Consider the following 24,114-nt stretch of genomic DNA (forward strand, 5'->3'; position numbering starts at 1 on the left):
AACGCCGAGGCCGCCGGCCCCCGCCGGGCGGCGATCACCACCTCCTGGACGCGGGAGTCCCGCAGCGCGTCCAGCGCATGCTCGGCGATGTCGGTGCGCGCCAACACATCCGGGTCGGTGGTCAGGATGCGGGCCACGTCCAGGGCGACGTTGCCGTTGCCGATGACCACGACACGCTCACCGCTCAGATCGACCGGCAGACCCGCGAATTCGGGGTGGCCGTTGTACCACGCAACCACCTCGGTGGCCGTTGCGGTGCCGGCGAGGTCCATGCCGTCGACCTGCAGGCGCTTGTCGTCGGGGGCGCCCACCGCGTAGAGCACGGCGTGATGATGGGCGAGCAGTTCGTGGTGGGTGATGTCCGAGCCCACCTCGACATTGAGGTAGAACGTGAAACCCGCACGCGCAGCGATCTTGTCGAAGAGGTTCGTCACCCGCTTGGTGCTCTGGTGATCCGGTGCGACACCGGCACGGACCAGACCGTACGGCGTCGGCAACTTCTCAAAGACGTTGACCCGCACCCCCGTCTGGGTGAGCAACTCGTCGGCCGCGTACATCGCCGCCGGGCCCGACCCGACCACCGCGACCGTGAGCGGCCCCCCGGCTCTCGGACGCACGACCGGAGCTTCCTGTACCGGCGCCAGCTTCGACGTCGGAGGCAGCTTGCCGTCGCGCTTCGGATAGAACGCGGCGTTGAGTTCGACGAAGGGAAGCTGCTCGGGTTGGAGCCGGGTGTCCGGGGCGATGGCGCCGACCGGGCAGGCCGACACGCAGGCCCCGCAATCCACACAGGCCACCGGGTCGATGTAGAGCATCTCGGCGGTCGCGAAGCCGGGCTCGTCCGGGGTCGGGTGGATGCAGTTGACCGGGCAGGCGTAGACGCAGGACCCGTCGCTGCAGCACGACTGGGTGATCACATGAGGCATGACGTGGGACTTCCGGGCCCTAGGCGGCGCTCACGACGTGCTGACGCGCGGGCTCGCTGCGGTACCGGCTCGGCGGTCCGTCGATCTTGCAGATTCGCCACATCAGCTTGGCGAACGGATTCATCAAACCGGTCTCGTGGCACAGCATCCGGACATCGCCGAACATGTCGCGCAGGAACTGCCGCGCCACGGGGGTGCCGAAGAAGATCTCCTTCTTCACCGAACGCGGGATGTCGAACTCCTGCCAGAAGGACTTGGGCGGCACGATGATCGCCTGGCACAGCACCCGCATGATGATCGGCACGTTGAGCGACAGCAGGAACTTCTGCCGGCGGTTCAGGTGCGGCACCCGCTTCCGCAGGTATTCATGGGCGAACGAGATGTGGCGGGCCTCCTCGGCGACGTGGATCGCCATGACGCGCTCCATGATCGGGTGCAGCGCCTTGCCCTCGCGCAGGATGTTCTTCTGGGTGTGGTCGATCGGCTCCTCGCCGGCGAGCACGCCGAAGAAGAACGGGATGGGCAGCGGGCCGGCGGCCAGCGGGATGAACTGGGAGAGCCACTTCAGCAGCCGGGGCATGCCGGGGACGTCGGCACCGATGCGGTTGACCATCTCCTGGAACATCATCGTGTGGTTGCACTCTTCGACCGACTCGTGGAGGCAGTACCGGTACTCCGGCGACCCGTTGGGCACCCAGAAGGCGTAGTTCATCAGGCCGCGGATCAGGATCGACTCGAAATGCAGACCGACCTTGGCGACGTTGGCCTGGCGCCACATGCCGATCGCGATCTGCTTGTCCTTCGGCTGGGACCGGTACCACTCATGCTTGCCGAACGGGTCGGTGCCGGGCAGGATCCAGCGCTCATCGTTGGGCGTCACCGCGAACTCGGGCGAGTCCCAGTCGATGTCGGTGTACGGGTTGAAATTGCGCCGCACCGAGCCTTCAGACAGCGTGGTCAGCATCTCGACGTAGGCCCTGTCTTCCGGGCTGTCCCCGATTTCCATGTTTTTGCGCCAGCGCCGGATGATGCGCGTCCGAGCTTCCTTGACAGCCATTGCCGCCTCCCGTGAGGTTTACATTCTCGTGCTCGTTGTCCAGTGACAGTACCCGCGGTCCCATGAATTAACCAGGGTCTTCTCCGGGATGTGCGTCAACCTGGTTATCCCCATCACATGTGGCCCCCATCACATCGAAGAGGCCCTCGGGCGGACGCGCGAAGACCGCGGGTGCCCGAATTTCTCCGGCTTGAGCTCCGGTTCTAGGCTTGGCGCCATGGCCGACAGCTCGCCCTCCCTGACCATCCCCTCCGATCTCAAGCCCGCCGACGGGCGATTCGGCTGCGGGCCGTCAAAGGTCCGGCCGGAACAGCTGCAGGCCCTCGCCACGGCCGGCCACCTGTTCGGCACCTCGCACCGGCAGGCGCCGGTGAAGAACCTCGTCGGTCGCGTCCGCGACGGACTGCGCCAGCTGTTCTTCCTGCCCGACGGGTACGAAGTGATCCTCGGCAACGGCGGGTCGACGGCATTCTGGGACGCCGCCGCGTTCGGGTTGATCGACAAGCGCTCGCTCCACCTGACCTACGGCGAGTTCAGCTCCAAGTTCGCCTCCGCCGTGGCCAAAAACCCGTTCGTCGGCGACCCGGTCGTCGTCAAGGCCGACGCGGGCAGCGCGCCCGCGCCACAGTCGGACCCGTCGGTCGACCTGATCGCGTGGGCACACAATGAGACCTCGACCGGAGTGGCGGTCCCGGTGGGGCGCCCGGAGGGATCGGGCGACGCGCTCGTGGCGATCGATGCGACCTCCGCGGCGGGCGGCCTGCCGGTCGACATCACCCAGGCCGACGCCTACTACTTCGCACCCCAGAAGAACTTCGCCGGTGACGGCGGCCTGTGGCTGGCGATCCTGTCTCCGGCAGCGCTGGCCCGGGTGGAGGCCATCGCGGGTTCGGGTCGCTGGGTGCCGGAGTTCCTGTCTCTGCCGATCGCCATCGAGAACAGCCTCAAGAACCAGACCTACAACACCCCGGCGATCGCCACGCTGATCCTGCTCGCCGAGCAGATCGACTGGCTGCTGGGCAACGGCGGCCTGGACTGGGCGACCAAGCGCACCGCCGAGTCATCGTCGCGGCTGTACTCGTGGGCCGAGGCCGCCTCGTTTGCGACACCGTTCGTCACCGACCCGACCCTGCGGTCGCAAGTGGTGGGGACGGTCGACTTCTCCGACGACGTGGACGCCGCCGCCGTCGCCAAAATCCTGCGAGCCAACGGCATCGTCGACACCGAGCCGTACCGCAAGCTGGGCCGCAACCAGCTTCGCGTCGGGATGTTCCCCGCGGTCGAGCCCGACGACGTCAGCGCCCTGACCGCATGCGTCGACTGGGTGGTGCAGCGGTTGTAGCCCCGTGCCGCGTGTCATCCCGGTTACGGATTGATCACGCAGTAGGGTCACCTTCTGTATCGGGCTCGCGCAAGCCCGGAGGAGGTCGCAATGAGAGAGCTCAAGGTCGTCGGACTGGATGTCGACGGCAGACGCATCATCTGCGAGACCAGCGACTCCGACGAGAAGTTCGTCCTCCGCTCCGACGAACGGCTCAAGGCCGCCGTGCGCGGTGACCGCGCCGGATCGGCCCAGACCACCATCGATGTCGAGGTTCCCACGTTGCTGCGTCCGCGCGAGATCCAGTCGAAGATCAGGGCCGGAGCATCGGTCGAACAGGTCGCCGCGGCCGCCGGAGTCGACATCGCCCGCGTCGAACGGTTCGCCCACCCGGTGCTGCTGGAGCGCGCCCGCGCGGCCGAACTGGCCACCGCTGCGCATCCGGTGCTGGCCGACGGCCCGTCGGTGCTGACCCTGCTCGAAACGGTCACCTCGGCGCTCATTGCCCGCGGACTGGATCCCGACGGCGCGGACTGGGACGCCTGGCGCAACGAGGACGGCCGGTGGACCGTGCAGTTGGCCTGGAAGGCCGGTATGTCGGACAACGTGGCCCACTTCCGCTACGCGCCCGGCGCGCACGGCGGCACCGTCACCGCGTTCGACGACGCCGCGTCCGAGTTGATCGATCCGAATTTCGCGCGCCCACTGCGTCCGCTGGCGGCGGTGGCACAGCTAGCCCTGGGCGAACCCGACGAGGTCCAGGCACCTGCCCCGGTCGAGTCACCCGAACCCGAACCCGCGCCCGAGGTCGCCGAGACGCCTGAGCCCGCACCGGCGGCCAAGGCCCCCCGCTCCCGCAAGAGCAGGCCCGCCGTGCCGGCGTGGGAGGACGTCCTGCTCGGTGTCCGTTCCAGCGGCGGCCAGCGCTAGCTTCTACGCGCGCAACGTTTTTCACCCACCCGAGGCGGCGATCGCCAGCAACGCGATCCAGGCCGCGGCGACACCGGCGCCCGTCCCGAGCACGAACCAGCGCCACACCGGCACACGGCGCCAACCCCAGACCGTGGGCGCCAGACCGCCCACCGCAACGAGATTCAGTCCCGCAGCGAGCAGCACGTGCACCCGCATCAGCCCGATGCTGAGCACGATGACGGCGGCGGCCACCACCGCCGCGACGAACACCGCGACCGTCAGGCCCGTCCCCCACGGCGTCTCGTCGCTCACCGGGCGAGCCTATCCCGCTCATAGAATGCCAGCGCGGCAGCAGTTGCGACGTTCAGCGAATCCGTACCGCGCGACATCGGAATACGCACGCGCACATCGCTGGCCCGCATCGTGTGTTCCTTCAGGCCGGGCCCTTCGGCGCCCACCAGGATGGCCACCCGCTGCTCCGCCAGACCGGACATCGCCTCGGCGAGGGTCTGCACCTCAGGGTCCGGCGTCATCGCGAGCAACCGAAAACCGCTCTGCCGCAACAACTCCAGATCACCGGGCCAGTGGCCGGCCTTGGCGAACGGCACCAGCAGGGCATGCCCCATCGACACCCGAACCGCCCGCCGGTATAGCGGGTCGGCGCAGCCGCTGCCGAACACCACCGCGTCCACACTCAGTCCCGCGGCGTTCCGGAAGACCGAGCCCAGGTTCTCGTGGTCGTTGACACCTTCGAGCACGGCGACGGTCCGCGCCCCCGCGAGCACCTCGGGCACCGTCAGATCGGGGGCCCGGGAGGCCGACGCCAGCACCCCGCGGTTCAAATGGAAGCCGACCGCCTCGGCCATCACCTCCGCCGACGCCCGGTAGAACGGCGCCCCGATGCCGTCGAGGTCCGCCCCCAGTTCGGCCAACCGCCGATCGGTGCCCAGCAGCGCGCGAGGGACGAACCGCGACGCGAGCATCCGCTGTACCACCAGCACACCCTCGGCGATGACCAACCCCTTGCCGCTGGGAAGGTCGGGTCTGCGGTCGACACTGTTGAGATCACGGAAGTCGTCGAGTCGCGGGTCGGACGGATCGCTGACGTCGATGACTTCAACGCCGTTGGCGATCACGCTGTTTCGAGGCAGGCAGTGACGAGCACAGCGCTGAGACTACCCAGCGCCCCGCGGTGGTCGTTAAGTTGGACGCGATGGACACCGATTCCGAACCGCAACCCCCGCCGCTGCCCGGGGGCCTGCTGACGCCGTGGCCCGTCATCGTGGTGATCGCGTGCGGATGGCTGATCGCCGCCGTGCTGGCGTTCACGGTCGGCGCTCTGCACGAGTGGCGTCCGGTCACCGTCGCCGGCCTCGGCGTCGGAGTGCTTGGCACGACGATATTTCTGTGGCAACGTCACGCGGTGCGCCGCGGACACCGCGGCGCTCAACGCGGTTTGACGTAGGAGGAATTCGATGGCAGCGCCGGTTTTGCAGGCCGAGGTCGACATCAACGCGCCGGTGTCCAAGGTCTGGGCGCTCGTCTCGGATCTGAGCAAGATGCCGCAGTGGAGCCCGCAGTGCCGCCTGATGAAGCCGGTCGGCCAGCTGCGCCAGGGTGCCCGCACCGTGAATTTCAACAGGCGCGGACTCCTGTTCTGGCCCACCACCTGCCGGATCACCGAGTTCATCCCCGAAAAGAAGCTGGCGTTCCGGGTCAACGAGAACCACACCGTATGGAGCTATGAACTGGAGCCGACGGAAGCCGGCACCCGGCTGGTCGAGACCCGGCACGCCGAGAACGGCACGACGGCGGTGTCGAATTTTCTGGTCGGCAAGTTCATGGGCGGCGTCCCGAACTTCGAGCAGGAACTCATCGAAGGCATGAACGCATCGCTGACGCGCATCAAGACCGCCGCGGAGCGCTGACCGGGCCGACTACTCGCTGCGCTCCGGGCCGACTACTCGCTGCGCTCGACGAGATCGAGGACCCCGTCGTCGTACGGATCGAACAGCGGCGACCCATTGCCGCCGGGAGCCGGCGTATCCGAGTGCGCACCACACCCGTACTCGGCGTCGACCACGTGCCCGTCGGCGGCGTACTCGTTAGCGCACACGCCGAACAGCCCGCCGAGAGAACCGCCGAGCGGTACGTAGAAGGCGCAGTCCCGGCACACGCGCCGGGTGCCCCGGGCCATCGGCGTGCCCGGCCCGTAGTCGCCGTCGTGCCAGCGCTGGGCGGCGTCGTTGCGGCCCCACAGACTCAACACCTGGCGACGTCCGAGACCCACCTCGACCGCGACCTCGTCGATCTGCGGATCGCCGGTGGCCGTGTAACCCGGAACGAGTCGGGGATCATCGGCAGGCGGAGCCAGCAGGTCACCCGGCCCGAGGTCACCCGGCCGGATCCGTTCGTCCCACGGCACCCATTTGGGCGCGAGCAGTGCGGTCGGGCCGGGCACGAGGACGACCTCACTGATCGTGGCGCGCTCGGCGCCGGGACACGCGGCGACAACGACGGCCCACTGCCAGCCGCGATACCCCGGCATCTCCGCGAGGAAGCGATGGGTGGCCGAACTCGGGTCCTCGAAACCCGCGCCGAGGTATTCACCCACGGTGTCCTCGCCGCTGTATTCCACGATCGCTGCACGCGCCGCCTCCACAGCGCCGAGCAGCACCGCTTCAAGCTCGGGCCCGGGGCTCTCGACCGCCGGCGGGTCGACCTCGGCACCCGGTACGGCGGCCTGCGGGTCGGGTTCGGTCATGCTGTCCATCGCCTCCAATACTGCCTGAGCCGGGCGAAGGCCAGCCACACCGGTCGGCTGCGCGGCCCCTGTCGTCCCCATAGGGGAGAATCGACGGCGTGACCGGACCGCGGCGTGACCACCGGGACCCTGACGGTCAGCAGGGTGGACGCTACTATCCGCCGCGTCCGCCTGCGGGCGAACACCCGGGGATGGCCAACTACCCGAGCGAACCGACCATGCGTCCAGGTCACCGCGGCGCCGCACGGGGGCGGCCCTATTCGCCGAATCAGGGCGGGAACCGCTGGCTGCCCCCACTCGACGAGAGCGCCCGCCATCACGACCGCTATGACGACCCGCCCCCCGGACGTAACGGAGAAAAGGTCACGGTCACCCGGGTGGCTGCACAGCGCAGCCGCGAGATGGGCTCCAAAATGTACGGCCTGGTGCACCGGGCCGCGACCGCCGACGGCGCCGACAAGTCGGGGCTGACGGCACTGACCTGGCCGGTGGTCGCGAACTTCGCGGTCGACGCCGCCATGGCCGTGGCGCTGGCCAACACCCTGTTCTTCGCGGCGGCCTCCGGTGAGAGCAAGAGCCGCGTCGCGCTGTACCTGCTCATCACGATCGCTCCGTTCGCCGTGATCGCTCCGCTGATCGGGCCCGCTCTGGATCGCCTGCAACACGGCCGCCGGGTCGCGTTGGCTGCGTCGTTCGCCCTGCGCACTGTGCTCGCCGTGGTGCTCATCGCCAACTTCGACAGTGCGACCGGCAGCTTCCCGTCGTGGGTCCTCTATCCGTGTGCGCTCGGGATGATGGTGCTTTCCAAGTCCTTCTCGGTGTTGCGCAGCGCGGTGACGCCACGAGTGCTGCCACCATCGATCGACCTGGTCCGGGTGAACTCGCGCTTGACGACGTTCGGTCTGCTGGGCGGCACCCTGGTCGGCGGCGGCATCGCAGCGGCCGCCGAATGGGGATTCCAGCTGTTCCAGATGCCCGGCGCGCTCTACATCGTGGTCGCGGTGACCATCGGCGGTGCGGTCCTGTCCATGCGGATCCCGAAATGGGTCGAGGTCACCGAGGGTGAGGTCCCGGCGACCTTGAGCTATCACGGCCAGACCGACCACACCGACCCGCTCCGCCGCCCGCCGCACGGGGGCGGCGTCACCCGGGCCCGCCAACCGCTTGGCCGCAACATCATCACGTCGTTGTGGGGCAACTGCACGATCAAGGTGATGGTCGGCTTCCTGTTCCTCTACCCGGCGTTCGTCGCGAAGGCCCACGACGCCGGCGGCTGGGAGCAGCTGCGGATCCTGGGGATGATCGGCGCCGCGGCGGCCGTCGGGAACTTCGCGGGCAATTTCACCGCGGCTCGGCTCAAACTCGGCCATCCCGCGCGGCTGGTCGTGCGGTGCGCAGTGGCGGTCACCGCGGCGGCCCTGGTGACCGCGCTGACCGGGAATCTTTTGGTCGCGGCGGTCGCGACCTTGATCACCTCCGGTTGCAGCGCCATCGCCAAGGCGTCACTGGATGCTTCCCTGCAGGACGACCTGCCCGAGGAGTCACGCGCGTCGGCGTTCGGACGGTCGGAGTCCCTGCTGCAGCTGGCCTGGGTCGCCGGTGGCGCGACCGGCGTGCTGATCTACACCGACCTGTATGCGGGCTTCACCACCATCACCGCGATCCTGATCCTCGGACTGGCCCAAACCGTGCTGAGCTATCGTGGCGAGTCACTGGTACCGGGCTTCGGCGGCAACCGGCCGGTGCTGGCAGAACAGGAAGGCGTACGGACGGATGCGGTGGTGACCCAGGAGTGAAACGTGTTGTCGCTGTTCTCGCAGCGGTGGCCCTGCTCTCGTCGATCGGTACCGGCGTTTTCGTCTGGCAGCGGGCGCGCGACCACGCACCGGAACTCCCCGAGATCTCGGCGTACTCGCACGGACAGCTGGCCCGGGTGGGCCCGTACCGCTTCTGCGAGGTGCTCAACCCGACCGACTGCGTCGTCCCCGCCGATCAAGGTGAGCTGCGGGTCATCGGCCGCGACCCCGTGCAGTTGTCCATTCCGGCCGACATCAGCCAGGCGCCATGGGTGCTGATCCGCGCCTACGAGGACGCGGATCTCGTCGAGGAGTTCCGCCCCGGCAGCCGACTGGCGGTGACGATCCCGACCGTGGACGCGCAGCGCGGCCGACTCACCGGATTCGCGGTGCAGCTGCCGACCCTGGTCCGCGACCAGGACGGCAACGAATTCCCGGTGCCGCACGCCGAGTGGTCGGTGCGCACGGTGTGGCAGCAGGGCTAGCCGCACCGATTCGCGTCAGCCGGCCGAGTGCGCCTCCGGCACACGCTCACCCTCACGGGTCGGTCCGGGCGGGGTTCCGTCGCCGAACGGTCTGCCTCCCAGGGCTTCTCGACCATGCGGGGTCAACCAGTTCGACAGATCCGGCCCCTTCGGCACGACACCGGTGGGGTTGATGTCCGAATGCACGATGTAGTAGTGCTGCTTGATCTGCACGAAGTCGGTGGTGTCGCCGAATCCCGGGGTCTGGAACAGGTCCCGCGCGTAGGCCCACAGCACCGGCATCTCCGACAGCTTGCTGCGGTTGGTCTTGAAATGGCCGTGATACACCGGGTCGAATCTCGCCAGCGTGGTGAACAGGCGAACGTCGGCTTCGGTGATGGTGTCCCCGACCAGATACCGCCGTTCGGCCAGGCGGTCGGACAACCAGTCCAGCGCGGTGAACAGCCGGTCATAAGCCTTCTCGTAGGCGCGCTGGGATCCTGCGAACCCACACCGGTACACACCGTTGTTCACCTCGGTGTAGATGCGCTGGGCAACCTCGTCGATCTCGTCGCGCAGGGGTTCGGGGTAGAGCTCCGGGGCTCCTTCGCGGTGGTGGGCGGTCCACTCCGTTGAGAAGTCCAGCGTGATCTGCGGGAAGTCGTTGGTGACCACCTGCCCGGTCGCGACCTCCACGATCGCGGGCACTGTGACGCCCTTCGGGTAGTCCGGAATGCGCTTGTTGTAGGCATCGCGCAGATAGTGGATTCCCAGCACCGGATCCACACCGTCGGGATCGAGGTCGAAGGTCCAGCTGCGTTCGTCATGGGTGGGTCCGCAGAAGCCGATGGAAAGAGCGTCCTCCAGTCCGAGGAGCCGACGCACGATAATGGTGCGGTTCGCCCACGGGCATGCCCTGGCCACGATCAGCCGGTACCGGCCCGGTTCGACCGGGTATCCGTCCCGACCGTCGGCGGTGATCCGCGTCGAGATGTACTCGGTGTCCCGGCTGAACTCTCCGCCGGAACTCGACGGGTCGGCGACATAACTCATGGCTCAGTCATACCCAATGCGCCAATCCCCGACCGCCGAAACGGCATTCCCGCAGAGCGTGGCCCGAAGGTCGGCGGCCGCGTGCAGGGTCCGGCGCGCGCCTTACGCGTCCAACTCGCGGGCGACCGCCTTGACCACCTCAGAGACCCTGCGGGCGACCTTACGATCCGGGTAGCGACCCTTGCGCAGTTCCGGCTGCACGGCGCTCTCCAGCAGCGTGATCATGTCCTCGACCATGCCGTGCAGCTCGTCGGGTGTGTGCTTGTGCTCGGCAGCCGCGGCTTCGCGGCGTGTGCGAGTCAGACTCGGCGGCGGGTCGATGAGCTTGAGGCTGAGCGCCTGCGGCCCGCGGCGCCCCGCCGCGATGCCGAACTCGACCCGCTGACCGGCCTTGAGGCCTTCGACACCGGCGGGCAGCGCCGAGGACCGCACGTACACGTCCTCGCCGTCCTCCTGCGAGAGGAACCCGAAGCCCTTCTCCGCGTCGTACCACTTCACCCGGCCGGTCGGCACTGGTCTCACCTGCTGTCTGTCTGAGCCGATAGATGTCTGTACCTGTAGGGGTACATAAAGTAAGCGTCCCGCCTGCGTCGGGACGCGTCCCGGGAGATCCTACTCGGACCGCAGCACAGCCAGCATCCCCTTATGTCGGTAGGCTGCGAGTCACCGCAGAAGGAAGACGAATCGACTGTTATGCGATTAATCCTGAATGTCATCTGGCTGATTTTCGGCGGCCTGTGGCTGGCACTCGGCTACCTCCTCGCCGCGCTCATCTGCTTCGTCCTGATCGTCACGATCCCGTTCGGGTTCGCCTCGCTGCGTATCGCGGCCTATGCGCTGTGGCCGTTCGGCCGCACCATCGTCGAAAAGCCGGGCCCGCGCCCCGGCGCACTGATCGGCAATGTCATCTGGGTCATCGTCGCCGGTGTGTGGCTGGCCATCGGCCACATCACCACCGCGATCGCGATGGCCATCACGATCGTCGGCATCCCGCTCGCCCTGGCCAACCTGAAGCTGATCCCGGTGTCGTTGATGCCCCTGGGCAAGGAGATCGTGCCCGTCGACCAGGCGCACGGTCGGATCGTCGGAGCGGTGCCGTGACCGTTGTCGCACTCGGCGTGCCGTCGGTGCACCAGCCATCGTCTCCGGCCCCCGCCGAGGGCCCGTTGATCGACACATTCGGCCGGATCGCGACCGACCTGCGGGTGTCGCTGACCGATCTGTGCAACCTGCGCTGCACCTACTGCATGCCGGCCGCGGGGCTCGACTGGCTCCCGGCCGACGCGAAGCTTCACCCGGACGAGTTGATCCGGCTATTGGGCATCGCCGTCACGCGGCTCGGCATCACCAGCGTCCGGTTCACCGGCGGCGAACCCCTGGTGGTGCCGTTCCTGGAGGACATCGTCGCAGCGACCGCCGCGTTGCGGCCACGCCCCGAGATCACGTTGACGACCAACGGCATCGGGTTGGCCAGACGTGCCGAAGCTTTGAAGGCCGCCGGACTCGACCGCATCAATGTCTCCCTCGACACCGTCGACCCGGCCCGGTTTGCCGCGATCACGCGACGCGACCGGTTCTCGGATGTGGTGGCCGGTCTACGTGCGGCCAAGGACGCCGGCCTGCGTCCGGTAAAGGTCAACGCCGTCCTCGACCCGGTGACCGGCCTGGATGACGTGGTGTCGCTGGCGCGGTTCTGCGTCGACAACGGCTACCAGCTGCGCGTGATCGAGCAGATGCCTCTCGACGCCGGGCACTCGTGGGCACGCGACCGTGTGCTCACCGCCGACGACATCCTCGGCGCGCTGAGCGCTCACTTCACGCTGACACCCGATCCACGACCACGGGGGTCGGCGCCGGCTCAGCTCTGGCAGGTGCGCGACGGCGCCGGCGTGGCAGGTCACATCGGCATCATCGCGTCGGTGTCCCGCGCGTTCTGCTCGACCTGTGACCGCACCCGGCTCACCGCCGACGGGCAGGTCCGCAATTGCCTGTTCGCACGTGAGGAAACCGACCTGCGGGTACTGCTGCGTTCCGGCGCGGACGACGCCGCGCTGGAGAGTGCGTGGCGGGCGGCCATGTGGACGAAAGCCGCCGGTCACGGCATCAATGACCCCGGCTTCGTGCAACCCGACCGTCCGATGAGCGCGATCGGCGGATGAGCGATGACTGTTGACGCCGAGGCACGGGTCACCGTCCGCTACTTCGCCGCAGCCCGCGCGGCGGCAGGCACGGAATCGGAGCTGCTGCACGTCGGCCCCGCCGGCACGGTGGCACACCTCGTGGACCTTCTGAAGGCCAGGGACGCCGGCCTGGCCCGGGTCCTGGCGCGGTGTTCCTATCTGCTCGACGGAGTTGCGGTGCGCGACATGGATTCTGAACTCCGCCACGGGCAGACCGTCGATGTTCTCCCCCCGTTCGCCGGCGGCTGACTTCACGCGCACATAAATCTAATCCGTGATTTGCGTCACATCACGGAATGGTCACGGGATGGCTACGGCACGGTTGCGCGGTATGGCACCTGCAGGAATAACGGTCGTTCCTGGTCTTTTAGAGTTTTTTTAGTATTTGCCGTCGGCGGACACACGGCGGTGAGCAAAAGGTGACGCGGCCCAGACGAGCCGTTACCGTCTTGAACCAGGCCGATCGCCCCCCACATCTGACCGGCCTGCCGCACACCAATTGCGCCGAGCTCCATCCGTTGGTGCGCGGGGACAACGAGATACAACTTGGATGGAGGCGGGGGACCCACCGGTCCACCGACATAGAAGGACCAGGAACCGTTCGGTTCCTTGGGGTGAAGCCGTCGCCGTTTCGACGACGCCGGCCGGGCAACCTCTCCAGCCCGAACCCGACAGCTGACCTCGCGGGCGCTTCAGAGAGGACCACACGCACTTATGAGTGGACGGCACCGCAAGCCCGCTTCATCTGCTGTAAACGTCGCGAAGATCGCATTCACCGGAGCAGTCATCGGAGGTGGCGGCATCGCGCTGGCCGGCCAGGCCGGAGCGGCGACGGACGGTGAGTGGGACCAGGTCGCCCGCTGCGAGTCGGGCGGCAACTGGGCCATCAACACCGGCAACGGCTACCAGGGTGGTCTGCAGTTCGCGCCGAGCACCTGGTCCGGTCACGGCGGCGGCGAGTTCGCCCCGGCCGCGCACTTGGCCACCAAGGAAGAGCAGATCGCCGTCGCCGAGCGTGTCCTGGCTTCGCAGGGCAAGGGTGCATGGCCGACGTGCGGCGGGCCGCTCTCCGCCGCAACGCCACGCAACGTCGTCGATGAACCACCGGCCCCGGTCGCACCGGTCGGCCTCGACGGGATGCTGCCGCCTCCCCCGCCGCCCCTCGACCCGTTCGCCCCGCCTGCGCCGCCTGCCCCGGCTCCGTTCGACGCGCTGGCCGCCCCGGCGCCGTTGCCGCCCGCCCCCGAGGTGCTGCCACCCGCACCAGCGCCGATCGATCCGCTCTCGGCTCCCGCGCCGATGCCGCCCGCACCCGAACCCGCACCGGCGCCTCCGGCGGACGCGCTCGCGGCTCCCGCCCCGCTGCCGCCGGCTCCGGAGGTCCTGCCTCCGGCCCCCGCCCCGGCCGTCGACGTGGTGAACGTCGCTCCCATTGACGCACCTGTGCCGCCGGCACCGGTCGACGCGCCGCCGAGCGCAATCATCGCCGCGGCCAACTGGGACGCCGCTCCGGTGCCCGCCGAGCAGCCGCAGTTGTGGTCCCTCGGTGTCGATGCGCCGCTGCAGCCGGCTCCCGCCGACCCGGCCCTGCCGCCGGCGCCGGTGCCGGTGCCTGTCCCCGCACCGGTCGCCGTCGCCGCACCGGCCCCCGACCCGCTGGCTCCGCTCGGTGCCGTAAATGTGCCGGCGCCGGCCTACGACCTCGCCAACCAGGCGATCAGCGGCGAGCTTGCCGTTCCCACCGAGGTTCCGCACCTGGCCAGCCCCGAGAACCTCCCGCCAGGCACCGCGATGGCACCGCAGGGACCTGCGCAGAGCCCGAACGTCACGTATCTCAAGGAGATTTGGCACGCGATCCAGACCCAGGAGATCTCGGGCGCGGACGCGCTGCTGGCCCTGACCCAGCGACCGCTGACCACGCCGGACCCCGGTGGCATGGCACCGAATGCTCCGGTCGCACCGCTGGCGGGTCCGGCGCCTGCCCCGTCTCCCGCGCCTGCTCCGGCTCCCGCGCCCGCCCCGGGCGCGCCCGCGCCTGCTCCGGTGGTGCCGCCCGCCTGAGGCTAGGCGGAATTCACCCATTCGTCCGTGCCGTCGGCGAAGAACTGGTGCTTCCACACCGGTAGCCGTTCTTTGACCCGGTCGACCAGGCGTGCGCATGTCTCGAAGGCCGCGCCGCGGTGGTCTGCGGCCACCGCGGCGACGAGCGCGGCATCCCCGATCTGCAGGGTGCCCACCCGGTGGCTGACAGCGATGGCACGGACTCCGTGGCTCGCGGCGGCGATCTCGGCGGCCACGTCGGCCAGTGTCTGCTCGGCGGACGGATGCGACGAGTACTCCAACCGGGTCACCGTCCGACCGCCGTCGTGGTCACGCACCACGCCGGCGAAGGTGACCACAGCGCCCGCCGCCTCATGCACCACCAGCCGCTCGTGCTCTGTCGTATCGATGGACTGTTCCGTCAGCGCGGCCCGCAGCACGGTGGTCATCGGGAATGATCCTTGCCTTGGAGTTGGTCGAGGGCGTGGTCGAGAACCTCGGCGAGAACGGAGAGACCGTCTTTGACGCCGCCGAGTGAGCCGGGCAGGTTCACGATGAGCGTGCGGCCCGCGACACCGCAGACGCCGCGCGACAGCACCGATGTCGGAACTTTCGGAAGTCCTGATCGTCTGATCGCATCGGCCAGGCCCGGGATCTCGTAGTCCAGCAGCGCCGAGGTGATCTGCGGGGTGGCGTCGGTCGGCGAGATACCGGTTCCGCCGGAGGTCAGGATCACATCCGGTTGCTCTCGGAGCCCACTGCGCAGCGCGGCGTCCACGGGTGCGCCGTCGGCGACGACGGTCGCAGGCGGGGTGTTTATCCCCCGGCCGTTGAGCCAGCCCACGAGGACCGGACCGCACCGGTCTTCGTACACACCGCCGGATGCCCGGGTCGACGCGATGACCACCAGGCCCGACCGCGTCATCTGACCCAGGTCCCCGTCTTGCCGCCTTCTTTGCGCACCACACGGACATCGTCGATGGAGGCGGCACGATCGACGGCTTTGATCATGTCGTAGACGGTCAGCGCGGCGACGGTGACCGCGGTGAGCGCTTCCATCTCCACCCCGGTGCGGTCCGTCGTGCGCACAGTCGCGGTGATCGCGACCGCACCGGGATCGTCGTCACCGCCGACGGTGAAATCGATGTCCACGCCGGTGATCGCCAACGGGTGGCAGAGCGGCACCAGATCGCTGGTTCTCTTCGCCGCCATGATCCCCGCGACACGGGCCGTCGCCAGCGCGTCGCCTTTGGGCAGGCCGTTGGAGGTGATCATGTCAACCACGTCCGGCCGGGTGTGCACGGTGCCGGCAGCCACGGCCACACGCTTGGTGGCGTCCTTGGCCGTGACGTCGACCATGTGAGCCGCGCCGGTCTCGTCGAGATGCGAGAGGCCTTCACTCACCCGGAGCGCACCGCTACTTGTTGATGACGGTGACGGCCTGGATGAAGGGCAGTTCGTCGGCGGGCAGCGGGAACGTCACGTCGCCGAACGGTGACAGTGCACCGGTGCGGTCGGTGGCAAGCTCGCTGACCGCGTGGTCATCGGGGTCCGTCGTGGGCCAACCCGGGTCGACGTATCGGTTCTTCTTGTCATCAGCCACGCTGACATTGTGGCAAACGACTCGGCGGCTGGCGAGGTCGGGAGGCTCCTTTACGCTGGTCAGCAATGAGCGTGAAGAGTCCAGGTGTGCCGCTGGGCACCTGGTTGGCGGAATTGGACGACGAGCGGCTGATCCAGCTGCTGCGTCTGCGGCCGGATCTGACCCAGCCTCCGCCGGGCACCGTCGCCGCGCTGGCGGCGCGCGCCGCCGCACGTCAGTCGGTGAAAGTCGCCACCGACGATCTGGACTTTCTGCACCTGGCGGTGCTCGACGCGCTGCTTAGCGTGCACGCCGAAACCACCGCTGCGACGTTCTCAGACCTGGCCGAGGTCCTCGGCGAGCGCGTGGCCGCCGCTGATCTGCGCGCCGCGGTCGATGACCTGGCCGCGCGCGCCCTGGTCTGGGGTGACCTGCAGGGCGAGGGTGCGCTGCGGGTCGTCGCCGAGGCGGCGTCGAGTCTGCCGTGGTACCCCGGGCAGGTCACCCAGGAGAGCGCGACGCAGACCGGCTCCGAGGTCACCGCTGCGCTCGAATCGATGGACGACGCCGCACGCGATCTGCTCGACAAGCTGCTGGAGGGCTCGCCGATCGGCCGGACCCGCGACGCGATGCCGGGAACGCCGGCGCAGCGCCCGGTTCAGCGGCTGTTGACCGCGGGGCTGCTGCGCCGCCTCGACGACGACACCGTCATCCTCCCCCGCCTGGTCGGGCAGGTGCTCCGTGGTGAGCAGCCGGGCCCGGTGAGTCTGTCCGCTCCCGATCCGACCGTGACGACGACGACAGCCGCCGACGTGGACGCCGTCGCCGCGGGCGCGGCGATCGACTTCCTGCGTGAGATCGAAGTGGTCCTCGAATCACTCAGCGCCGCACCGGTTCCCGAGCTGCGCAGCGGTGGACTCGGGGTGCGCGAGGTCAAGCGGTTGACCAAGAACACCGGGATCGACGAACGCCGGCTGGGCCTGATCCTTGAGGTCAGTGCGGCCGCCGGGCTGGTCGCACCGGGGATGCCGGAACCCGAACCCGACGACGGCGCGGGATCGCACTGGGCACCGACCGTGGCATTCGATCGATTCGTCGAATCTCCCACCGCCGCGAAATGGCATCTCGTGGTGTCGGCCTGGCTTGAGCTTCCTGGCCGCCCCAGCCTCGTGGGTACCCGCGGGCCCGACAACAAACCGTATGCGGCGCTGTCGGATTCGCTGTTCTCGACGGCGGCGCCGCTGGACCGCCGGCTGATGCTCGATATCCTCGCCGAGCTGCCGCCGGGCTCAGGCGTGGATGCGGGCACCGCCTCGCAGGCGATGGTCTGGAAGCGGCCGCGGTGGGCGGTACGGCTGCAACCCGGCCCTGTCGCCGACATGCTGACCGAGGCCCATGCTGTCGGGGCGGTGGGCCGCGGCGCGGTTGCTTCCCCGATCCGGCGCCTGCTCGCCGGCGACGATGAGCACGCGGTCATCGCCGCGATGGAGAAAGTCCTTCCGGCGCCGATCGACCATTTCCTGCTGCAGGCCGACCTTACGGTGGTGGTTCCCGGCCCGCTGGAACGTGCGCTGGCCGAGCAGCTGGCCGCGGTCGCCACCGTCGAGTCGGCCGGCGCGGCCATGGTCTACCGCATCGACGAGGCTTCGGTGCGGCGCGCGCTCGACACCGGCAACACCGCCGGCGAGCTGCACGCGCTGTTCAACCGGCATTCGAAAACACCAGTGCCGCAAGCGCTGACATATCTGATCGACGACGTGGCGAGACGCCACGGGCAACTGCGGGTCGGGATGGCGTCGGCGTTCGTTCGCTGCGAGGACGCCGCGCTGCTGGCCCAGGCGGTGGCGGCACCGGCCACCGAGTCGGTCGAGCTGCGCGTGCTGGCGCCCACCGTGGCGGTGTCCCAGGCGCCGATCAGCGAGGTGCTCCACGCGCTGCGCAGCGCCGGGTTCGCACCGGCCGCCGAGGACACGACCGGCACGGTCGTGGATCTGCGCAGCCGCGGCGCCCGCGTCCCGTCGCCCGGGCGGCGCCGCGGATATCGGCACAACGCGGCGCCCACCGATCAGACGCTGGCCGCGATCGTCGCGGTGCTGCGCAAGGTCGCGTCGGCGCCGCCGTCGGGCCTGCGATTGGATCCGGCCGCGGCCATCTCGGAACTGCAGCACGCGGCCCACCATCAGCAGTCGGTGGTCATCGGCTACGTCGATCCGGCGGGTGTGGCGACCCAGCGGGTAGTGGCCCCGATCAATGTCCGCGGCGGGCAACTGACCGCTTACGACCCCGCGTCGGGGCGGGTCCGCGAGTTCGCGATCCACCGGGTGACATCGGTCGTGTCCGCCGAGTCCGGATAATAGGTGGGATGACTTATCACCGAGGTGCCGCGTGACCGACGGCCCGCTGATCGTGCAGTCCGACAAGACGGTGCTGCTCGAGGTCGACCATGAGCAGGCCGGCGCGGCGCGCGCCGCGATCGCGCCGTTCGCAGAGCTCGAGCGCGCCCCCGAACACATCCACACCTACCGCATCACCCCGCTGGCGCTGTGGAACGCACGAGCTGCCGGGCACGACGCCGAGCAGGTCGTCGATGCCCTGGTGACGTACTCGCGCTACGCCGTGCCGCAACCGCTGCTGGTCGACATCGTCGACACCATGGGCCGCTACGGCCGCCTGCAGCTCGTCAAACATCCGGCGCACGGCCTGACGCTGGTGAGCTTCGACCGCGCCGTCCTCGAAGAGGTGCTGCGGAACAAGAAGATCGCACCCATGCTCGGCGCCCGGCTCGACGACGACACCGTGATCGTGCACAACAGCGAGCGGGGCCGGGTCAAGCAGATGCTGCTGAAGATCGGCTGGCCGGCCGAGGACCTCGCCGGTTACGTCGATGGCGAGGCCCACCCGATCGATCTGCAGCAGGACGGTTGGCAGCTGCGCGACTACCAGCAGATGGCCGCCGACTCGTTCTGGGATGGCGGATCCGGTGTCGTCGTGCTGCCGTGCGGGGCCGGGAAGACCCTGGTCGGTGCGGCCGCCATGGCCAAGGCCGGCGCCACCACGCTGATCCTGGTCACCAACACCGTGGCCGGCCGGCAGTGGAAGCGCGAGCTGGTCGCGCGGACGTCCCTGACCGAGGACGAGATCGGCGAGTACTCCGGGGAACGCAAGGAGATCCGTCCCGTCACCATCGCGACGTATCAGGTGATCACGCGCAGAACCAAGGGCGAGTACAAGCACCTGGAACTGTTCGACAGCCGCGACTGGGGCCTGATCGTCTACGACGAGGTGCACCTGCTCCCCGCACCGGTGTTCCGGATGACCGCCGATCTGCAGTCCCGCAGACGCCTCGGCCTCACGGCCACCCTGATCCGCGAGGACGGGCGCGAGGGTGACGTCTTCTCGTTGATCGGCCCCAAGCGTTACGACGCGCCGTGGAAGGACATCGAGGCGCAGGGTTGGATCGCGCCGGCCGAGTGCATCGAGGTCCGCGTCACGATGACGGACAACGAACGCATGCTCTACGCGACAGCCGAACCGGACGAGCGGTACAAGTTGTGCGCCACCGCGCACACCAAGATCGCTGTGGTGAAGTCGATCCTGGAACGGCATCCGGACGAGCCGACCCTGGTGATCGGCGCGTACCTCGACCAGCTCGACGAGCTGGGCGCCGAACTGAACGCGCCGGTGATCCAGGGGTCGACCAAGAACGCCGAGCGCGAAGCCCTCTTCGACGGCTTCCGCCGTGGTGAGATCCGGACGCTGGTCGTGTCCAAAGTGGCAAACTTCTCCATCGACCTGCCCGAAGCCAGTGTGGCCGTGCAAGTTTCAGGAACGTTCGGATCACGCCAGGAAGAAGCTCAGCGACTCGGACGGTTGCTGCGCCCCAAGGCCGACGGTGGCGGTGCGGTCTTCTATTCGGTGGTCTCGCGCGACAGCCTGGACGCCGAGTACGCCGCGCACCGACAGCGGTTCCTTGCCGAACAGGGCTACGGCTACGTCATCAAGGATGCCGACGACCTGCTCGGCCCCGCCATCTGACACTCGAACGCCAACAGGTACTCGACTAACAAATGGCGCTCAAACGCGCCTCGACCGCGTTGCCTGCACCATTGATCGGCCTTGCTGAGATATGCCTCACAAGTACGGATGACGCCCGAGATAAATTTGCTGTACATATATTCGGCATATCTATGAGCGTAGAGTGAGCCCTTCGCCGGTCAACGCCCACACGCACCGCCTCGCGGCTCGGGGTTGCCACTAACCGCAGATAGGTGTCGTCCAATAGCCTAAGCCTTGCCGGCCGCGGGACGGCGACCACGGTTCGATCACGTCTGCACTGCACGCATATGCCAAATTTTGGCAATCGGTTTTTGAGTTGCCAGAAATGCAAAGATGGGCAGCGAGTTCGAAATTGCTGCATAAAGTGACCCAGATGGCTCAACATGTTGATGCCTGGCGCGGCAGCCAGGCCAGCTTCGACATCGGGGGTCACCCATGGACCGCGTGGTTCGCGATAAGAACAGCACAGGGGACGCACCCCCGACGCAGGATGTGCAGCGGCGGAAGCGGTCAACTCGCCGCCAGCACCGCCGGGTCGAACCTTACGCATGGCTGGCCGCCGGAGCGGTGAGCGTCGGCATTGCTGCAGCGATCTCCGGAACCGGGATCGCCTACGCCGAGGACGCCGCCGGTTCAGCTGGACCCGCCAGCAGTGCGTCGGCGAATACCGCGTCGTCGTCATCGGACGGCAGCGCCGGCGAGTCGACCAGCAAAGACACCGCCACCGACACAGACGGGGAGCCGACCGACGTCGCCACCGAAGACCAGGCCGGCGACGACATTTCGAGGGACGATCCGTCAGGCGACGACACCGAAGACGGGGCGGACAGCAAGGACTCAAGCGAGACCGTCGAGGACTCGGGCGACAGCACGGGCACCGAGGGCGACGAGGACGCATCCGATCCGGTTGCTGGACCCTCGCCGGTCAGCACCGAGGATGCGGCAGACAACAAGGATCGGGAGGCCCCTCGGCCGGAGACTCCGATCGTCGACGAGAAGGATGCGGTCGCGGATTCGGCTGAGCGCGAAGAGTCGATCGCTGTGCGCGAGGACGTCGCAACGGAGGTCGACCGGTCGACGAGCGACCCCGCTGACACTTCCGTGTCGACAACGGCGGCGGCACTGGTGATCCCGGCGGCCGTCGACACCGCGACGGCGCCTCAGGCATCGAGAACCGTTGCGCGCGTGGCGACCGCAACCGCCACCGCGGTGGAGACACCGGCGGCGCCGAAGACGCTGTCAGAGCTTCTCAGTGCCCTGTTCCTGAATTTCCAGCGCACGTACTTCAACAAGATGCCGACGGCCAAGCCGGTGCAGAAGCCGGGCCAATCCAGCCAGGGCGTGGTGACGGGAACCGTCGGGGCGAAGGATCCGGACGGGGATCCGCTGGAGGTGACGCTGTCCTCGGGTCCGAAACGCGGCAGTGTGCAGGTCGACACCGACGGCAACTACACCTACACGCCGTCAGCGGAGTTGGCCGCGAGCGGCGGGACCGACACGTTCACCGTCGTGGTGCGGGAGACCAATGCCGACGAGCACACGCACGGGTTCGACGGCATGTGGAACAAGATGGTCCGGGCTTTGAGCGGGGCGACGGCCGGCACTCTGGCAGGCACCATCGTGCGGACGGTCACGGTGTCCATCGCGAAGATCGCCCCGGACATTCCCGACAGCACCCCCGGTGGCGCGACGGGAGGAGCGACGCAGGATCAGCCCACCCAGAGCCCGGGGGGTTACGACGCCGGCTTGAAGGATCCGTTCCAGCACGCGGACCAACCGTCCGGAAAGACCCTGAACGTCCGCGATTACGGTGCGACCTCGGGGAGGTCCTCGGACAACGATGCCGCCGCGATCCAGAAGGCGATCAACGCCGCGCAGGCCGGTGATGTCGTCTACATCCCCGACGGCGTCTACCACGTCAAGTCGATCATCACCTTGAAGTCGGGGGTGTCGCTGATCGGTCAGTCGCGCGACGCGACGGTGCTGGCGAGCGCCTTCTCGACGATGACGTACATGTTCTCCAACCCGCATGCGGTGATTTACGCTCCGGGCGGGACCACCAACCTGACGATTTCCAGCTTCACCATCAGGCAGGCCTCGGGCAAGATCTACAACGCCGGTGTCAGACTCGGCTCAGAAAGTCGCGGCCAGGTATCGCGGATCGCCGTCAAAGACCTGTTCATCGAGAAGCACCGGCGCTTCGGCATCCAGCTGCAAAACGCCGACAACGTGCTCGTCGACGGCAACGTGATTCGAAACGCCTCGGCTCTCGACGGCGGCGGGTCCGGATACGGGATCATCATCGACCAAGCCGGATCCCACAACAACTGGGTCAGGAACAACACCATCGGGCCGGTCATCCGCCATGGGATCCTCATCCAAGAGAGTGCGCACCACAACCTCATCGAGGACAACACCATCACCGGGGCCGTGTCCGGCGCTATCGATCTGCACGGTGAGGACGAGTACAGCAACGAGATCCGCTACAACACCGTTTCGGATTGTGTCCGCAACGGCACCTCGGTCAGCCCGAATGGGGCGGGTATCGAGATCGGCGAATACAGCGGGGTCATCGGCACCGAAACCAAGCACGACAATTCCGGACCCAACAACTGGATTCACCACAACATCGTCTACAACTGCACCTGCGGTCTGCGGATCGTCAACAACAGCAACAACACCTGGATCGAAGACAACATCTTCTACAACAATCTGGATGCGGGCATCAAGGCCGATCTCGCCCCTCTCCAAGATCTGTACCTCCGCCGAAACACCGTTTACGGCAACGGCAGCGGCATCGTTCTCCACGATGTCCTTCGGGCGGTGCTCGAAGACAACAAGGTCACGGACAATCGCAAGTACGGCATCTGGACCAACGGCGGCGTGACGGGCTATCTCCTGACCGGCAACACCGTGACCGGCAATGGCACGGACGTGGTTCTCGGCAGCCAGAACGGCACGCTGATCTAGTGTCCTGAGTCATTAATTCGGTTGCAGTAGTTGGCGATGCTTGCCAGGATCTGGTCGGCGGTCTTAGTCCAGACGTAAGGCTTGGGGTTGAGGTGAGCCCCCTGTAGTGGTCCAGTCGTTGTGGGACTCTGTTGCCCGAGTGCTCGGGCAGGAAGAATCAATGACGACATGGCAACGAACAAGCGCCGGCGGCACACTCCGGATCAGATCATCCGCAGGCTGGCCGAGGGCAACAAGCTCCTCGGGACCGGCCAGGAACTCGGTGAGGTGTGCCGGCACCTGGAGATCACCGAGTCGACCTGGCATCGCTGGGTCGCCCAGTACGGCGGCATGAAGGCCAACGAGGCCAAACGACTCAAGGAGCTCGAGGCCGAGAACGCCCGGCTCAAGAAGCTGGTGGCCAACCAGGCCCTCGATATCGACATGCTCAAGGAGATCTCGTCGGGAAACTTCTGACCCCGAACCGCAAGCGCAGCGCCGTTATCGCGCTGCGTGAGCGGTTCGGGGTTTCTGAGCGCCGCGCCTGCTCGGTGGTCGGCTTGCACCGCTCGACGATGCGGCTGACGCCGGCACCGATCACCACCGAGGAGGCTGAGCTGCGGGCGTGGCTGCGCCGGTTCTCGGTCGACCGGCCGCGCTGGGGGTGGCGCCGGGCCGCGAAGATGGCGCGGCGAGCCGGCTGGAAGGCCAACAACAAGCGCATCCGCCGGCTGTGGCGTGAGGAGGGCTTGCGGGTGCCGCAGCGGCGCCGCAAGAAGCGGCTGACCGGGATCGGTGTCGCCGTCGGTGCGATGTCCCCAATCCGACCGAATGTGATCTGGGCGATGGACTTTCAGTTTGACACCACCGCCAACGGGCGCACCCTCAAGATGCTCAACGTGATCGACGAGTTCACCCGCGAAGCCCTCGCCATCGAGGTGGATCGGTCCATCGACGCCGCCGGTGTCGTCGACGTCTTGGACCGTCTGGCGCTCACGCATGGGGCGCCGCACT

Annotated in this window: 23 protein-coding genes, 2 pseudogenes and 1 riboswitch; of the genes and pseudogenes, 14 read left to right on the forward strand and 11 right to left on the reverse strand. The window is 68.0% G+C overall.

All coding sequences use genetic code 11. The features are described from left to right. Positions 1-131 precede the first annotated feature (131 nt). Positions 132-926: pseudogene (locus ACXMYJ_RS20860) on the reverse strand (4Fe-4S binding protein); the annotation flags it as partial. A gap of 19 nt (positions 927-945) precedes the next feature. Next, positions 946-1,983, reverse strand: coding sequence for an AurF N-oxygenase family protein (locus ACXMYJ_RS20865; protein ID WP_260755278.1), 1,038 nt, complete (start codon positions 1,981-1,983; stop codon positions 946-948). Positions 1,984-2,200: 217 nt separating this feature from the next. Here ACXMYJ_RS20865 and serC point away from each other — a divergent pair, with 217 nt between their 5' ends. Together serC and sepH are read left to right on the forward strand one after the other, a co-directional pair. Further along, positions 2,201-3,325, forward strand: coding sequence for a phosphoserine transaminase (gene serC, locus ACXMYJ_RS20870; RefSeq protein ID WP_260755279.1), 1,125 nt, complete (start codon positions 2,201-2,203; stop codon positions 3,323-3,325). A gap of 90 nt (positions 3,326-3,415) precedes the next feature. Next, the gene (gene sepH / locus ACXMYJ_RS20875; RefSeq protein ID WP_260755280.1) at positions 3,416-4,234 is read left to right on the forward strand and encodes a septation protein SepH; all 819 of its coding nucleotides are present in this window, start codon (positions 3,416-3,418) and stop codon (positions 4,232-4,234) included. A 21-nt stretch (positions 4,235-4,255) separates the two neighbouring features. Here the strand turns inward: sepH and ACXMYJ_RS20880 are convergent, their stop codons facing one another. Both ACXMYJ_RS20880 and ACXMYJ_RS20885 read right to left on the reverse strand, forming a co-directional pair. After that, entirely contained in the window at positions 4,256-4,528 is a 273-nt protein-coding gene (locus ACXMYJ_RS20880; RefSeq protein WP_260755281.1) for a DUF2537 domain-containing protein, read from the reverse strand. Beyond that, entirely contained in the window at positions 4,525-5,367 is an 843-nt protein-coding gene (locus ACXMYJ_RS20885; protein WP_396885577.1) for a TrmH family RNA methyltransferase, read from the reverse strand. Before ACXMYJ_RS20885 ends, ACXMYJ_RS20880 begins: the two co-directional genes overlap by 4 nt. A gap of 62 nt (positions 5,368-5,429) precedes the next feature. Between ACXMYJ_RS20885 and ACXMYJ_RS20890 the strand changes: the two genes are divergently transcribed. Both ACXMYJ_RS20890 and ACXMYJ_RS20895 read left to right on the forward strand, forming a co-directional pair. Further along, positions 5,430-5,681: a DUF2530 domain-containing protein gene (locus tag ACXMYJ_RS20890; RefSeq protein ID WP_260755283.1), complete on the forward strand. Its 252-nt coding sequence runs from the start codon at positions 5,430-5,432 to the stop codon at positions 5,679-5,681. Positions 5,682-5,691: 10 nt separating this feature from the next. Further along, entirely contained in the window at positions 5,692-6,144 is a 453-nt protein-coding gene (locus ACXMYJ_RS20895; RefSeq protein WP_260755284.1) for an SRPBCC family protein, read from the forward strand. A 32-nt stretch (positions 6,145-6,176) separates the two neighbouring features. Here the strand turns inward: ACXMYJ_RS20895 and ACXMYJ_RS20900 are convergent, their stop codons facing one another. Beyond that, positions 6,177-6,980, reverse strand: a complete 804-nt coding sequence (locus ACXMYJ_RS20900; protein WP_260755285.1) for a DUF3027 domain-containing protein — start codon at positions 6,978-6,980, stop codon at positions 6,177-6,179. A gap of 98 nt (positions 6,981-7,078) precedes the next feature. Here ACXMYJ_RS20900 and ACXMYJ_RS20905 point away from each other — a divergent pair, with 98 nt between their 5' ends. Then, complete coding sequence (locus ACXMYJ_RS20905; protein ID WP_443186800.1) at positions 7,079-8,776, forward strand: MFS transporter; 1,698 nt, start codon at positions 7,079-7,081, stop codon at positions 8,774-8,776. Continuing rightward, entirely contained in the window at positions 8,773-9,261 is a 489-nt protein-coding gene (locus ACXMYJ_RS20910; protein WP_260755286.1) for a DUF2771 domain-containing protein, read from the forward strand. The genes ACXMYJ_RS20905 and ACXMYJ_RS20910 overlap by 4 nt, the downstream gene beginning before the upstream one ends. Before the next feature lie 15 nt (positions 9,262-9,276). Here the strand turns inward: ACXMYJ_RS20910 and ACXMYJ_RS20915 are convergent, their stop codons facing one another. Together ACXMYJ_RS20915 and ACXMYJ_RS20920 are read right to left on the reverse strand one after the other, a co-directional pair. Continuing rightward, the gene (locus ACXMYJ_RS20915; RefSeq protein WP_260755287.1) at positions 9,277-10,293 is read right to left on the reverse strand and encodes a glutathione S-transferase family protein; all 1,017 of its coding nucleotides are present in this window, start codon (positions 10,291-10,293) and stop codon (positions 9,277-9,279) included. A 102-nt stretch (positions 10,294-10,395) separates the two neighbouring features. Beyond that, the gene (locus ACXMYJ_RS20920) at positions 10,396-10,806 is read right to left on the reverse strand and encodes a cold-shock protein (protein ID WP_260755288.1); all 411 of its coding nucleotides are present in this window, start codon (positions 10,804-10,806) and stop codon (positions 10,396-10,398) included. 180 nt (positions 10,807-10,986) lie between these two features. Between ACXMYJ_RS20920 and ACXMYJ_RS20925 the strand changes: the two genes are divergently transcribed. The 4 genes from ACXMYJ_RS20925 (at position 10,987) to ACXMYJ_RS20940 (ending at position 14,534) form a co-directional block, all read left to right on the forward strand. Further along, positions 10,987-11,394, forward strand: coding sequence for a YccF domain-containing protein (locus tag ACXMYJ_RS20925; RefSeq protein ID WP_260755289.1), 408 nt, complete (start codon positions 10,987-10,989; stop codon positions 11,392-11,394). Next, positions 11,391-12,452, forward strand: coding sequence for a GTP 3',8-cyclase MoaA (gene moaA / locus ACXMYJ_RS20930; RefSeq protein ID WP_460358733.1), 1,062 nt, complete (start codon positions 11,391-11,393; stop codon positions 12,450-12,452). The genes ACXMYJ_RS20925 and moaA overlap by 4 nt, the downstream gene beginning before the upstream one ends. A 3-nt stretch (positions 12,453-12,455) precedes the next feature. After that, positions 12,456-12,722, forward strand: a complete 267-nt coding sequence (locus tag ACXMYJ_RS20935; RefSeq protein ID WP_260755291.1) for a MoaD/ThiS family protein — start codon at positions 12,456-12,458, stop codon at positions 12,720-12,722. A gap of 281 nt (positions 12,723-13,003) precedes the next feature. Continuing rightward, positions 13,004-13,178: riboswitch (cyclic di-AMP (ydaO/yuaA leader) on the forward strand. Positions 13,179-13,187: 9 nt separating this feature from the next. Continuing rightward, on the forward strand, positions 13,188-14,534 hold the full coding sequence (locus tag ACXMYJ_RS20940; RefSeq protein ID WP_260755293.1) for a transglycosylase family protein: 1,347 nt from the start codon (positions 13,188-13,190) through the stop codon (positions 14,532-14,534). A gap of 2 nt (positions 14,535-14,536) precedes the next feature. Here the strand turns inward: ACXMYJ_RS20940 and ACXMYJ_RS20945 are convergent, their stop codons facing one another. The 4 genes from ACXMYJ_RS20945 to ACXMYJ_RS20960 are packed head-to-tail and all read right to left on the reverse strand — an operon-like array spanning position 14,537 to position 16,116. Then, on the reverse strand, positions 14,537-14,962 hold the full coding sequence (locus ACXMYJ_RS20945; protein ID WP_260755294.1) for a molybdenum cofactor biosynthesis protein MoaE: 426 nt from the start codon (positions 14,960-14,962) through the stop codon (positions 14,537-14,539). Continuing rightward, positions 14,959-15,438 carry a MogA/MoaB family molybdenum cofactor biosynthesis protein gene (locus ACXMYJ_RS20950; RefSeq protein WP_260755295.1) on the reverse strand — a complete coding sequence of 160 codons (480 nt, stop codon included), beginning with the start codon at positions 15,436-15,438 and terminating at the stop codon, positions 14,959-14,961. Before ACXMYJ_RS20950 ends, ACXMYJ_RS20945 begins: the two co-directional genes overlap by 4 nt. After that, complete coding sequence (gene moaC, locus ACXMYJ_RS20955) at positions 15,435-15,872, reverse strand: cyclic pyranopterin monophosphate synthase MoaC (RefSeq protein WP_260757813.1); 438 nt, start codon at positions 15,870-15,872, stop codon at positions 15,435-15,437. Before moaC ends, ACXMYJ_RS20950 begins: the two co-directional genes overlap by 4 nt. A 58-nt stretch (positions 15,873-15,930) precedes the next feature. Then, complete coding sequence (locus ACXMYJ_RS20960; protein ID WP_260755296.1) at positions 15,931-16,116, reverse strand: hypothetical protein; 186 nt, start codon at positions 16,114-16,116, stop codon at positions 15,931-15,933. Between the two features lie 65 nt (positions 16,117-16,181). On the opposite strand from ACXMYJ_RS20960, the gene ACXMYJ_RS20965 reads away from it, so the two are divergent. From ACXMYJ_RS20965 to ACXMYJ_RS20980, 4 genes and pseudogenes are all read left to right on the forward strand, one after another. After that, positions 16,182-18,449 carry a helicase-associated domain-containing protein gene (locus ACXMYJ_RS20965; protein WP_260755297.1) on the forward strand — a complete coding sequence of 756 codons (2,268 nt, stop codon included), beginning with the start codon at positions 16,182-16,184 and terminating at the stop codon, positions 18,447-18,449. 31 nt (positions 18,450-18,480) lie between these two features. Beyond that, positions 18,481-20,130, forward strand: coding sequence for a DNA repair helicase XPB (locus ACXMYJ_RS20970; protein WP_260755298.1), 1,650 nt, complete (start codon positions 18,481-18,483; stop codon positions 20,128-20,130). Between the two features lie 588 nt (positions 20,131-20,718). Then, complete coding sequence (locus ACXMYJ_RS20975) at positions 20,719-23,121, forward strand: right-handed parallel beta-helix repeat-containing protein (RefSeq protein WP_460358734.1); 2,403 nt, start codon at positions 20,719-20,721, stop codon at positions 23,119-23,121. Between the two features lie 168 nt (positions 23,122-23,289). Next, positions 23,290-24,114 (forward strand): annotated as a pseudogene (locus tag ACXMYJ_RS20980) (IS3 family transposase); the annotation flags it as partial.

Source organism: Mycobacterium sp. ZZG, assembly GCF_054786995.1.